Annotated in this window: 15 protein-coding genes and 1 tRNA gene; 5 read left to right on the top strand and 11 right to left on the bottom strand. The window is 68.1% G+C overall.

All coding sequences use genetic code 11. The annotated features are described in order from the left end of the window. Window positions 1–6: 6 nt before the first annotated feature. Window positions 7–621: a glutathione S-transferase gene (locus Q0C57_RS05270; RefSeq protein ID WP_296573042.1), complete on the bottom strand. Its 615-nt coding sequence runs from the start codon at window positions 619–621 to the stop codon at window positions 7–9. Between the two features lie 135 nt (window positions 622–756). On the opposite strand from Q0C57_RS05270, the gene Q0C57_RS05265 reads away from it, so the two are divergent. Then, a complete protein-coding gene (locus tag Q0C57_RS05265; protein WP_296573040.1) occupies window positions 757–924 on the top strand; it encodes a hypothetical protein in 168 nt (55 codons plus the stop codon). Between the two features lie 24 nt (window positions 925–948). Here Q0C57_RS05265 and Q0C57_RS05260 read toward each other — a convergent pair whose 3' ends face one another. Both Q0C57_RS05260 and Q0C57_RS05255 read right to left on the bottom strand, forming a co-directional pair. Further along, window positions 949–2,175 carry an MFS transporter gene (locus tag Q0C57_RS05260; RefSeq protein WP_296573036.1) on the bottom strand — a complete coding sequence of 409 codons (1,227 nt, stop codon included), beginning with the start codon at window positions 2,173–2,175 and terminating at the stop codon, window positions 949–951. Between the two features lie 130 nt (window positions 2,176–2,305). Next, a tRNA-Ala gene (locus Q0C57_RS05255) sits at window positions 2,306–2,381 on the bottom strand. Between the two features lie 293 nt (window positions 2,382–2,674). On the opposite strand from Q0C57_RS05255, the gene Q0C57_RS05250 reads away from it, so the two are divergent. Beyond that, complete coding sequence (locus Q0C57_RS05250; protein ID WP_296573034.1) at window positions 2,675–3,775, top strand: DUF2336 domain-containing protein; 1,101 nt, start codon at window positions 2,675–2,677, stop codon at window positions 3,773–3,775. 33 nt (window positions 3,776–3,808) lie between these two features. On the opposite strand, the gene Q0C57_RS05245 is transcribed toward Q0C57_RS05250, so the two are convergent. The 8 genes from Q0C57_RS05245 to rsfS form a co-directional block, all read right to left on the bottom strand. Beyond that, window positions 3,809–4,057, bottom strand: coding sequence for a DUF1150 domain-containing protein (locus Q0C57_RS05245; RefSeq protein WP_296573031.1), 249 nt, complete (start codon window positions 4,055–4,057; stop codon window positions 3,809–3,811). A gap of 54 nt (window positions 4,058–4,111) precedes the next feature. Beyond that, the gene (locus Q0C57_RS05240) at window positions 4,112–4,540 is read right to left on the bottom strand and encodes an Hsp20 family protein (RefSeq protein ID WP_296573028.1); all 429 of its coding nucleotides are present in this window, start codon (window positions 4,538–4,540) and stop codon (window positions 4,112–4,114) included. Between the two features lie 192 nt (window positions 4,541–4,732). Further along, window positions 4,733–5,809 carry a sn-glycerol-3-phosphate import ATP-binding protein UgpC gene (locus Q0C57_RS05235; protein ID WP_296573025.1) on the bottom strand — a complete coding sequence of 359 codons (1,077 nt, stop codon included), beginning with the start codon at window positions 5,807–5,809 and terminating at the stop codon, window positions 4,733–4,735. Between the two features lie 9 nt (window positions 5,810–5,818). Further along, the gene (ugpE, locus tag Q0C57_RS05230; RefSeq protein WP_296573022.1) at window positions 5,819–6,694 is read right to left on the bottom strand and encodes a sn-glycerol-3-phosphate ABC transporter permease UgpE; all 876 of its coding nucleotides are present in this window, start codon (window positions 6,692–6,694) and stop codon (window positions 5,819–5,821) included. Continuing rightward, window positions 6,694–7,575 carry a sn-glycerol-3-phosphate ABC transporter permease UgpA gene (ugpA, locus tag Q0C57_RS05225; protein WP_296573020.1) on the bottom strand — a complete coding sequence of 294 codons (882 nt, stop codon included), beginning with the start codon at window positions 7,573–7,575 and terminating at the stop codon, window positions 6,694–6,696. The genes ugpE and ugpA overlap by 1 nt, the downstream gene beginning before the upstream one ends. Before the next feature lie 158 nt (window positions 7,576–7,733). Next, on the bottom strand, window positions 7,734–9,074 hold the full coding sequence (locus Q0C57_RS05220) for an extracellular solute-binding protein (protein WP_296573018.1): 1,341 nt from the start codon (window positions 9,072–9,074) through the stop codon (window positions 7,734–7,736). A 224-nt stretch (window positions 9,075–9,298) separates the two neighbouring features. Continuing rightward, entirely contained in the window at window positions 9,299–9,775 is a 477-nt protein-coding gene (gene rlmH, locus Q0C57_RS05215; RefSeq protein WP_296573016.1) for a 23S rRNA (pseudouridine(1915)-N(3))-methyltransferase RlmH, read from the bottom strand. 46 nt (window positions 9,776–9,821) lie between these two features. Beyond that, the gene (rsfS, locus tag Q0C57_RS05210) at window positions 9,822–10,286 is read right to left on the bottom strand and encodes a ribosome silencing factor (protein WP_296573196.1); all 465 of its coding nucleotides are present in this window, start codon (window positions 10,284–10,286) and stop codon (window positions 9,822–9,824) included. A gap of 136 nt (window positions 10,287–10,422) precedes the next feature. Between rsfS and Q0C57_RS05205 the strand changes: the two genes are divergently transcribed. The 3 genes from Q0C57_RS05205 (at window position 10,423) to Q0C57_RS05195 (ending at window position 11,809) form a co-directional block, all read left to right on the top strand. Then, entirely contained in the window at window positions 10,423–10,812 is a 390-nt protein-coding gene (locus Q0C57_RS05205) for a hypothetical protein (protein ID WP_296573012.1), read from the top strand. A gap of 112 nt (window positions 10,813–10,924) precedes the next feature. After that, entirely contained in the window at window positions 10,925–11,182 is a 258-nt protein-coding gene (locus tag Q0C57_RS05200) for a hypothetical protein (protein ID WP_296573007.1), read from the top strand. A gap of 153 nt (window positions 11,183–11,335) precedes the next feature. Beyond that, on the top strand, window positions 11,336–11,809 hold the full coding sequence (locus Q0C57_RS05195; RefSeq protein WP_296573005.1) for a DUF1579 domain-containing protein: 474 nt from the start codon (window positions 11,336–11,338) through the stop codon (window positions 11,807–11,809). The last annotated feature ends 3 nt before the right edge of the window (window positions 11,810–11,812 follow it).

Below are 11,812 nucleotides of genomic sequence, written 5' to 3'. Positions count from 1 at the left end.
ACGGGCTCAACCCACCGGCAGCGTCGCCTTCATGGAGGGCCGCTGGGCGAAGCCTTCATACCAGACGGCGAGGCGGTCGTTGCCCTGGCGCCAGCCTAGATCGGGGAAGCGGAAATCGAGATAGCCGAGCGACACGGCAGCGGCCACGGTGCCGATGTCGAGACGGGCTTCCAGATGGCCGATCCATTCTTCGGAATAGGCCTTCACGGTGGTGTGGATCTTGGTGATCTGGCCCTGGTGCCAATCGGCCCAGCGCAGGGCCTCGGGACGCGCCACGGTCTCGTAGCGGGCGAGCAGGGCGGCGTCGAGCATCTCGTCCGCGGCCGAGTGCAGGACCAGCGCCGTCCAGCGCTCCGGCCCTGCCGCCGGGAACAGACCCGGCGCGGCGCCCACTGAATCGAGATATTCGCAGATGACGCGGCTGTCATAGATGGCCATGCCGTCGTCGGCCACCAGGGTCGGCACCTTGCCGGTGGGATTATGCGCCTTGATCGCCGCGTCCTGGTTGATCGGATGAGCGGCCGAGCCGAGCTTGTCGATCTGGCCGTCAATGCCGCGCTCGAGCGCGCAGACCATCACCTTGCGCACGAAGGGCGAGGCGGGAGAGAAGAACAGTTTCACGGGCGCAGATCCTCTTGACGCGGAAAACTGGCCGCAGGCCAGGGCGAGGAGCATGACCGCTGCGGCCAGCGGCGTCGAGTAGGCCGTCGGGCACCCCCGGTGGGAACTTCTCCCCCGGGCGGCGCATTGATCCCGATGACCGAAGATCCGAAGAAGCCCGCCCCCGGCCCCGGCGCCCGTGCATCCAAGGCGCCGCCGGAGGGGCCGCATGCCCGCACCGACCTGATCGACCCGGAGAAGACGCCGGGGTCGGGCATGTTCCCCCAGCCCGGCACCAAGGAATCCGAACCGCCCGCCGGCTGACGCCCGACGGCGGGAGCCACGCGCCTAGCGCCGGGCGCGACGATCCTGGATCAGGGTCAGGGTCACGGTCAGCAGCATGAAGACCGCCGCGACGGCGAAGATCGCCCGCGGCTGACCCTGGTCGAGCAGGGCGGCATAGAGCAGCGGTCCGATCAGGCCGCCGATGTTGAAACCGGTCGAGACGATGCCGAAGACGATTCCCTCGGCCCCCTTGGGAGCCGCGGCGCGGACCAGCATGTCGCGCGACGGCGTGATGATGCCGGACAGGAAGCCGGCCGCTCCGAGGAGGAGCGTCGCCACCACCGCCGAGGGCTGGGTGAGCGCCATCGTGCCGGCGATGACGGATGTCCCGAGAAAGGCGGCGGCCGCGACCAGGCCGTGGCGCCGGGTGCGGTCGGCGAGTGCCCCGCCCGCCAGCACGCCGCCGGCGCTCATGAACAGGAACACTGTCAGGGCGGCATTGGCACCGGCGAGGTCGATGCCGTAACCCATGACGAGAGCGGAGGCGGAGAAGGACTGGATCCCGCCGGTCGACAGGCTCAGCAGCACGTACATGGCCATCAGGCCGATGACCGTGCCGGTGATGAGGCGAACCCGGGGCGGCCGGGGGCGACCGGCCTCCGCCGCCTCGGCCCGCGGCTCCGGCCGGACAACGGGCGCGTTTCCGCCGGAGACGAGCGTCAAAAGTCCGACCCCGAGACCGAGCAGGCCAGCCACCGCGAAGGCCTGCGACACCCCGAGCAGGGCGGCAGTGCCGAGCAGCAGCGGCGGCGCGATCGCCGTTCCGAGATAGCCGGCGAATGTGTGGATCGAGAAGGCCTTGCCCATCCGGGCGCCATCGATGCCGCGGGCGAGCAGCGCATAGTTCGCCGGGTGATAGACGCCGTTGGCGAGCCCCGCCCCCGCCATGGCGACGAGCAGCATGGCATAACCGGGCGACAAGGCCAGCCCGATGAAACTGAGCCCGCCGACAAACAGCCCCGCCACCAGGACAGGGCGCGCGCCGAGCCGGTCGCTGACGAAGCCCATCGGCGCCTGGACGACCAGCGACACAAGATTGAACAGCGTCAGGGCAACGCCGATCTCGATGAAGCTCGAGCCGAAATGCCCCGGCAGCAGAGGCAGAAGGGCCGGCACCGTCATGATGTGGACATGGCTGACGAGATGGGCGAGCGACACCTGGCCGAGGAGCATGCGCTCGGCAGGCCTTGCGGCCGCGAGAGCCGTCTTCGGATCAGGAATCGCAGTCATCGGTCGCAAACCATGGTGCGAGCCCTTAGCACGGATCGACCCGGCTGAGCCCGATGCCACAGCACGACTGTTCTGCACGCGGCAAACGCCTGAAGGGCCGGGTGGAGCGCCGCAGCGGAGTGGAGGATGTTGGTGGAGCCAGGCGGGATCGAACCGCCGACCTCTTGCATGCCATGCAAGCGCTCTCCCAGCTGAGCTATGGCCCCATCAGTCCCCGCAGGGAACAGAGCGGATCGTGGGTCACCCGCCGGGTTCTCGAGGCGGCCGAGGCCGCTCAAGGAGCGCGTGTTTTACATATTTCCTTCCGGGCATCAAGCGCGTCCCGCGAAGTTTTTCAGATGCGTCCGAACGACCCGATCGCCGGCCCTCGCACCACCCGAGCCGGCGAACATCGCGCAAGTCGCGTATCTCATGCTTTCTTGCAACCTCTTTTTAATGGACCGCGCGATACCATCGATGTGCTCCTAATTCCCGAACATTATGAGGGTTTTGCGCGAAAATGCCGGCGGCTTCGATCATTGAGGAACTGGAAGATGCGATCTCGCGCGGCACCAGCGGCCGGCGCGTCGAAACGCTGCGGCGGGTGACCGACCTGTTCCTGCGTGATGCCGAGCGCTTCACCGAATCCCAGATCGAGCTCTTCGACGACGTCATCGTCCGCCTGTCGAGCGTCATGGAGAAGGCCGTCCGCCGGGAACTGGCCGAACGGCTGGCTCCGGTGATGAGCGCGCCGAAGACCATCATCCGCAGCCTGGCGCAGGACGACGAGATCGACGTTGCACGCCCCATCCTGCTGCTGTCGTCACAGCTCGACGATGCCACTCTCGCCGAAATCGCCCGCACCAAGAGCCAGGAGCACATGCTGGCCATTGCCGGGCGGAAGTCGGTCGGCGAAACCGTGACGGACGTCCTGGTGGAGCGGGGGGACTCGCGCGTCGCCATGTCCGTCGCCGCCAACGAGGGCGCGCGCTTCTCCGACAGGGGCTATGACGCGCTGGTCGAGCGCACCAAGGGCGACGACCTGCTGGCCGAATGCGTCGGCCTGCGCAAGGACATCCCGCCCTATCTGTTCCGCGTCATCCTCTCGACCGCCAAGGAAAACGTGCGCAAGCGCCTCGTCGCCACGACGAGCGCCCGCGAAAAGCTCCAGCTGTCGGGCGCCCTCGGCGGCGTCGCCGACCGCATCGCCATCGGCGTCTCCGACGGCGCGCGCGACTATACTGCGATCCAGCGCACGATCGTCGTCCAGCACAGCCGCGGCGCCCTGGGCGAGAGCGAGTTGAAGGCCTTTGCCGAGGCCGGGAAGTTTGACGAGACGGTGTGCAGCCTGTCGGTCCTGTGCGGCGTGCCGCTGGAGATGGTCGAGCGGCTTTTCGTTGGTGATCGGCCCGATCCGATCCTCATCCTCGCAAGGGCCGCCGGACTGTCCTGGCCGACCCTCGGCGCCATCCTGCGGACGCGCCCTGGCTCGGCGGGGACATCCACGGCCGGCATGGAAGAGGCACGGGAGAGCTATGCCAAGCTCACCACCAACACGGCGCTGCGCGTACTGCGCTTCTGGCAGGTCCGCGAGAGTTCGGCCGCCGCCGCGGCCGGCTGACGGACGGCATGCGCCGCCCGCCGGACAGCAGCCTCAGTGCAGGCTGACGGTCTCCAGTTCGTTCTCCCAGGCATTGGCGACGGCATCCTCGCGCCGGTCGCTCACCATGATCGGCATGCCGTCCGCCGAGACCAGCGCGAAGAGGTCCAGCCCGGGCGGCAGGGCCGGCGACTGCGGGAACATGCGGGTGATTTCATCGGAGCGCATCGGCTTCACATAGGCCAGTTTGGCGACGCCGAGCTGGGCGAGGCTCTCCGGGGTGAGGGGGAAACGGTCGTTCATCGGTCGAACCTCCTTCAAAGGCAGGTTGGGTGCCGGCGGGCTGGTCCCTTGGGGTCAGTCCTGCTCGGCGATGTCGATCCGCCGCACGACCCGTTCAGGTTCCGGGCGGGCGAGATCGACGGAGAGGAGCCCGTTCTTCAGGTCGGCCCCCATGACCTCCATCCCGTCCGCGAGCACGAAGACCCGCTGGAACTGACGTGCCGCGATCCCGCGGTGGATAAAGTCGCGCCCTTCGGTGTCGTCCTGCTGGCGCCCGCGGATGAGAAGTTGGTTCTCCTCCACGGTGACCTCCAGCTGCTGGCGCGTGAAGCCGGCAACGGCCAGCGTGATGCGCAGACGTTCGGGCGCCTGGACCGATGAGGCGATGCGCTCGATATTGTAGGGCGGATAGCCCTCGGCCCCCTTGGTGACCCGGTCGAGGACCCGTTCCAGCTGATCGAAACCCAGCAGGAACGGCGACGACAGGGACGGCACGCGCGACATGGCGAAGTCCTCGTGTGAGCGACATCGACCGGGCCCCGAAGGCACCCGGCGCGCCGGGACTGACCGGCGCTTCTCGCATATGGCAACGCGAGAGCGCCCTCGCAAGGACGGGGCGTCAGGCGCGGCGCAGGGCGCGCGTCCGACGAGGGCCATGCCCTTGGCCTTTGCTGGCAGGAACCGGCTGCGGCGGCCTCACGGTCCGAGGCGCTTGCCCGTCTGGCTGTCGAAGAGATGGAGGTGCTCGGCCGTCGCGGCGACCGAGACCGGCGTGCCCGGCGCCAGCAGCGCCTTACCCGGCAGGCGCGCGATGATCTCCTGGCCGCTGCCGCCGATCGGTCCGTAGACGAAGGTCTCGGCACCGACCGCCTCGACCGCCGAAACCGGGAAGGTGATGCCGAGCGCATCGTCCGGTACGGGTCCGGCGACCACCATCAGATGTTCGGGCCGGACGCCCAGCGTCGCCCCCCCTGCAGGAACGGCGAGCCCGCGTCCGCCGGTGAGGCCCGTCGCCTGTGGACCGTTCTCACCCGCGCCAACGGGAATGAGGTTCATCGGCGGCGCGCCGATGAAGCTGGCGACGAAGGTCGAGGCCGGCTTCTCGTAGAGGTCGAGGGGCGACCCCTGCTGCTCGACATGGCCCTTGGACATCACGACGAGGATGTCGGCCAGCGTCATCGCCTCGAGCTGGTCATGGGTGACATAAACCGAGGTGACCCCCAGCGCCCGCTGCAGCTTCTTGATCTCGACCCGCATCTGGATGCGCAGCTTGGCATCGAGGTTGGAGAGCGGCTCGTCGAACAGGAAGACCTGCGGCTTGCGGACGATGGCGCGCCCCATGGCGACGCGCTGGCGCTGGCCACCCGACAGGGCCCGCGGCTTGCGGTCGAGAAAGGGCGAAATCTCCAGGATGCGCGCGGCTTCCTGCACCCGCGCCTCGATCTCGTCCTTCGGCGTGCCGCGATTGCGCAGGCCATAGGCCATGTTGTCGTAGACCGTCATGTGCGGATAGAGCGCGTAGTTCTGGAACACCATGGCGATGTCCCGGTCCGACGGGTCGAGATCGTTGACACGGCCGGCGCCGATGCGGCAATCGCCCTCGGTGATGGTCTCCAGCCCGGCGATCATCCGCAGCAGCGTGGACTTGCCGCAGCCGGACGGCCCCACCAGCACGCACAGCGCGCCATCGGGGATCGCGATGTCGATGTCCTTCACCGCTTCGACACCGCCCGGATAGACCTTGCGGACGCGGCTGAGGCTGAGTTCGGCCATGGGGCCCTCTTACTTCTCGGTTTCGACCAGGCCCTTCACGAACCAGCGCTGCATCAGGATGACGACCAGCACGGGCGGGAGAAGGGCAAGGATCGCGGTGGCCATGACCATGTTCCAGTCGGTCGGCCCGCCCGCCGAATCGATCATCTTCGACATGCCGATGACGATGGTCTGCATCCGGGCGTCGGTGCCGATGAGCAGGGGCCACAGATACTGGTTCCAGCCATAGAGGAACAGGATGACGAACAGCGCCGCGATATTGGTGACGGAGAGCGGCAGCACCACGTCGCGGAAGAACTTCATCGGCCCGGCGCCATCGATCTTCGCCGCCTCGACCAGTTCGTCGGGAATGGTCAGGAAGAACTGCCGGAACAAGAGAGTCGCCGTCGCCGAGGCGATCAGCGGAATGGTCAGGCCGGCATAGGTGTTCATCATGTTGAGATTGGTGATCACCTGGATGGTCGGCACGATCCGCACCTCCACCGGCAGCATCAGCGTGATGAAGATCATCCAGAAGAAGGCCATGCGGAACGGGAAGCGGAAGAAGACCACCGCATAGGCCGAGAGGATCGAGATGATGATCTTGCCGACGGCGATCGACAGCGCCATGACGGTCGAGTTGAACATCATCTCCCAGACCGGCGGCGTCAGTATCCGGCCGGAGCGGCCGCCCTGCAGCAGCGCCTCGCCGTAATTGGCGGCGGCCTGATTGCCAGGCAGCAGCGGCATCGGCGCCTGGGCGATTTCCGGATTGGACAGGGTCGAGGCGACGAAGGCCACCCAGAGCGGGAAGGCCGTGATGAAGATGCCGATCGCGATCACGACATGGGGGATCCAGTCGCGGCGGACGCTCTTCGGCGCGGGGGTGTCGAGCGGCGCGGTCATCAGTAGTGCACCTTGCGCTCGATGTAGCGGAACTGGATGACCGTCAGGCCGATGACGATGAACATCAGGATCACCGCCTGGGCCGAGGACCGGCCGAGATCCTGGGCGATCAGACCGTCATACCAGGCCTTGTAGATCAGCACTTCCGTCGACTTGCCCGGGCCGCCCTGGGTGACGGCATGGATGACGCCGAACGTGTCGAAGAAGGCATAGGTCAGGTTGACCACCAGCAGGAAGAACGTGGTCGGCGACAGAAGCGGGAAGACGATGGTCCAGAACCGCCGGATCTCGCGTGCACCGTCGATGGCGGCGGCCTCGATCAGCGATTTCGGGATCGATTGCAGGCCGGCGAGGAAGAACAGGAAATTGTAGCCGATCTGTTTCCAGGCCGAGGCGATGAGCACGACGATCATGGCGTCCGTGCCGTCGATGCGCGGGTTCCAGTCGATGCCGATCAGCCGCAGGGGATAGGCGATCGTGCCGATCGACGGCTGGAACAGGAAGAGCCAGAGCGCACCGGCGACGGCCGGCGCGATGGCATAGGGAACGACGAGAATGGTCTTGTAGGCGGTGGCGCCGCGGACGACCCGGTCGGCCATCACCGCGAGCAGCAGGGCCGGGATCATCGACAGGGCCGTGACCCCGAACGAGAACAGGAAGGTCCGCTGCATGGTCGCGAGATAGGCCGGGTCCTGCAGCACGGCCTGGAAATTCTCCAGACCGACGAACTGGACGGAAAAGCCGAGCGGATCCTGCAGCAGCGTCGACATCCAGATCGCCTGGCCGGCGGGCCAGAAGAAGAAGACGAGCGTGATGGCAATCTGCGGTGCCAGCAGAAGATAGGGCAGCAGCTTCTGCGGAAAGACGACCTTGCGTTCCATGAGGGTCCCTGACGCGATCCCGGCGCGGCGACGAGGTGGTCAGGCCGTCGGGGGAGGGAATGCCGCCTGATGCCGGCCCCGCTCCGGTCACCAGGCAAAAAGGCACCGCGGGGCGCCGGGCCGGATCGGCCGGACGCCCCGCGGCAGGTCATGGCGGATCAGTTGGCGGCGCCGACCGAGCGCTCGAACTGGCGCAGGGCGTCGTTGCCGCGGCGCACCGTGTTGTCGAGGGCCGCCTGGGCGGTCTGCTGGCCCTGCAGGGCGCGCTCGACCTCCTCGTGGTACATGTCGCGGATCTCGGTCCAGCGGCCGAAGCGGTAGCCCGACGAATTGGCGGTCGGGGTGCCGCGGGTCAGCTGCAGGATCGGGACGTCACGGCCCGCATTCTGCTGGAAGAAGCCCTCGGCCTGCATGGCCTGGAAGGCGGCATTGGTGGCCGGGAGGAAGCCGGTCGCCTTGGCGAAGCGGACATAGGTCTCCGGGCGCGCCAGGAAGGCGAGGAACTGGGCAACGCCGCGCAGCTCTTCGGCCGAACGGTTCGGCGCGTTGAAGACCCAGAGCGAGGCACCGCCGACGATCGAGTTCTTCGGCTCGGCGAGCACGTCGGGCCAGAACGGCATCGGCGCCACCGAGAACTTCGCCTTCAGGTCGCGGGCGATGGCCGCATGGCCACCCGAGGACTGGATCAGCATGGCGCAGGTGCCGGCGACGAACAGCGCGTTGGCGTCGTTCGAGCGGCCGCCATACTGGAACGCCTTGTTGCGGGAGGCGTCGACCAGGGTCTGGATCATGCGGGCGCGCGGCGCATCGTTGAAGTTCAGCACCGCGTTGAGGCCGCCGCGGCCGTTGGCCTCGGTGGAGAGCGGCAGGTCGTGGATGGCCGAGTACTGCTCGAGCATCGTCCAGGCGAGCCAGGTCGTGGTGAAGCCGCATTCGGCGGCGTTCCGCTCGCGGATCTGGTTGGCGGCGGCGATGACCTCCGGCCAGGTGCGCGGCGGCTTCGACGGGTCAAGGCCGGCCTTGGTGAAGATGTCGTTGTTGATGAACATCACCGCCGTCGAGACGTTGAAGGGCAGCGAGTTCATCGTGCCGTCGGGACGGGAGTAATAGCCGCGGGCCGGGCCGATATAGCTGGCCGGGTCGAACTGCACGCCGGCGCGCTGCATCACCTCGGAGACCGGGATGGTGGCGCGCGGCAGGGCGAACATGTCGCCGGTGCCGGCATCGAACATCTGCATGATGTGGGGCGGGTTGCCGGCGCGGAAGGCGGCGAAGGCGGCAGCGCGCTGCTCGGGATACTGGCCGCGGAACTCGACCTTGGCCTCGAACTGGGTCTGGCTGGCGTTGAACTCCTGCGCATAGCGCATGATTTCTTCCTGGGCGGGACCGGTCACGCCGATCCACATGGTGATGGGCGTGCGCGCCTGCTGTGCGAGCGCCGGCGAACATGCCAGGCCGGCGACCGCCGCGGCGGCGAGAAGGGTACGACGTGTGGGCATGGAACAAACTCCCGGTGGACGGAGGGGGCCGATCTGGCTGCGACCCTTCTGGTTGCCGTCAGCGACGGATGGGTGACAGTTTAATGAAGTTTCGATGACGGCGTAAAGCCGGCATGCGCAGGTGCCGGAATGACCCGTGAAAGCCCGGTTTCCGCGCTTTGGGCCCGCTTTTGCGACCCCGCCGGGCCGGTGGCGGGACGACATGTCGCAACCCCCGTCGTCCCTCACGTCCGGTGGTAGGGATGGCCCGAGAGGATGGTGACGGCGCGGTAGAGCTGTTCGAGCACCATGATGCGCACGAGCTGGTGCGGCCAGGTGAGCGCACCGAAGCCAAGGACGAGGTCCGCCTCGGCGCGAAGCGCGGAATCGAGGCCGTCCGGCCCGCCGATGACAAGGGTGGTGGCCTCGTCGCCGGCATCCTTCCAGCGGCCGAGCAGGGCGGCGAAATCGGCGCTGCCGAGGCTCTTGCCACGTTCGTCCAGCAGCACGAGCCGGCCGGCGCGGACCCGCCGGATGGCCGCCGCCTCCTCCGCCTTGCGGGCGCCCGCCTCCGCCGCGCGGCTCTCGTCCAGCGTCACGGTCTCGACGGCGCGGAAGCCGAGCGCCTTGCCCGCCTTGGCGGCACGCTCCTGGTAGCGGGCGGCAAGCTCGCTCTCGGGTCCGGCCTTGGCGCGCCCCACGGCGACGACGATCAGCCGCATGCCGGCGCTCCCAGCGGGAAGGGCGAGGACGGGACGCGGCGGACGGTCAGCCCGCCAGCGCTTCGCCCGGACGGGCCGCGGACCACATCTTCTCGAGATTGTAGAAACTGCGGACCTCGGGCCGGAACACGTGGATGATGACGTCGCCGGCATCGACCAGCACCCAGTCGCAGGCCGGCACGCCCTCGACGCGCACCTGGCGCACGCCGGCGTCCTTGAGCGCCTTGACCAGATAGTCGGCCAGTGCGCCGACATGGCGGTGTGAGCGGCCCGAGGCGACCACCATCGCATCGGCGATCGAGGTCTTGCCCTTGAGGTCGATGGCCTGGACCTCCTCGGCCTTGTTTTCGTCCAGGGAGTCGAGGACGAGTTGGAGGACGTCCGCGGAAGCGGGATGTTCCTTGGAAGTCCCGGTGGGCGACACGCTGGCGGCCGGCCCCGGCAGGGTTGTGGTGGACAGGGTCCAATCCTCTCTGCTTCGCGCCGCGAGGGCGCCATAAGCTGCCATCATAGCCGAAAACGTGACGGTTGGAAAACAGCGCGTCGACAGGGTGTTCGATCCATTCTGGCGGCGACCCGCGGCAAACTCGTAATTTCGCCGGATTCGGGGCAGAAGCGAGAGGGCACGCCCCTCGCGACAGGCCATGATGACCGCCACGCACCGCCATTCCGCTCCGCCAGAGAGGAGCGCCCTCGCCCGGGCCTGTCTCTGGCTGGCGGCGCTGCTGCTGGTCGCGGCGGCGCTCACCGGCGGGTCCGGTGATGTCCGCCGGCCGGTGGCGCTGCAAGACGGCGCGGTTCTGCAGCGGGTAGCCTTCGACCTCGCCGTGCTGCGCCAGAGCGAGGCGCCCTCGGTCCAGCGCCGCATGACGGCGGACGACCGTGCCGACGGGTCCGGCGGGCCGGATGTGGCGGATGCCGCGGCGACCCTTCCTGCACTTTCCGCCGACCGGTCCGCCGGTGCCGCCACCACGGGCGCCCCGGTGCGTCCGGACGACCGGCGGCGGCTACCCGAGGCACGGGCCCCTCCGGCCTGACGGCCGCCGCCCCTTTTCGCCCTGTTTCCGCCTCCCGCCACGCGACCGACCGACCTCTTCGAGGGGCGGCGGTGTCGCGCCATCGCGACCGTGGCCGCTCACGAGCCTCTCCATGTCCATTCAGCAACCGAACACCCGTCGCCAGACGACGCCCGTCACCATCGACCTCGCACCGGTGCCCCCGCCACGGGCCGCAGAGGCCTCTTCCACGGGCTCCGTGCGCCCGGAGGCCGCTGCACAGCGCGGCGACGATTTTGACGTCCTGAAGCTTCCCCCGGCCCGCTGGGACCGCTGGGACCGGCTCTACCGCAACATCGTGCTGGTGCTCTTCGCCGTCGCCATGGTCGCCGGGTTCTGGTTCCGCCGCTGAGGCACGGGAGCGGCGGGTCCCGCCGCTCCCCCTTGACCGGCAGGACAGAAGCCAATACTTAACATTCCAGTTAAGTTTTATCCGCCTGTCGCGACGGGGCCGGTCCCTGCCCGCGATCCGTTCCTGCAAGACCATCTGCCAAGGAGATAGGCCATGTTCGGAGAACCGCAGAAGGAGCACGCCTGGCTGCAACGCTTCCTCGGCACCTGGGACTACGCCCACGACTGTCCGGAAGAGCCGGGGAAGAAGCTCAAGGGGCGCCAGACCTTCACCTCCCTCGGCGGCTTCTGGATCGTCGGCGAGAGCACCGGCGAGATGCCGGCCGGCGGGCCGGCGAGAATGCTGCTGACCATCGGCTACGATCCGGCGAAGGGCCGTTATGTCGGAAGCTGGGTCGGCTCGATGATGGCGAACCTCTGGGTCTATGACGGCGAACTCGACGCCACCGGCAAGGTGCTGACCCTGCAGGCGGATGGCCCGTCATTCTCAGGCGACGGCACCACCGACACCTATCAGGACATCATCGAGGTGAAGTCCGACGACCACTACGAATTCCGCGGGCAGGTCCGCCAGCCCGACGGCGCGTGGCACGTCTTCATGCGCTCGGACTACCGCCGCGCCGCCTGAGGC

It is taken from the genome of Phreatobacter sp., assembly GCF_022843985.1.
Taxonomy (GTDB): Bacteria; Pseudomonadota; Alphaproteobacteria; order Rhizobiales; family Phreatobacteraceae; genus Phreatobacter.
This window is presented reverse-complemented; position numbering and strand designations above follow the sequence as displayed.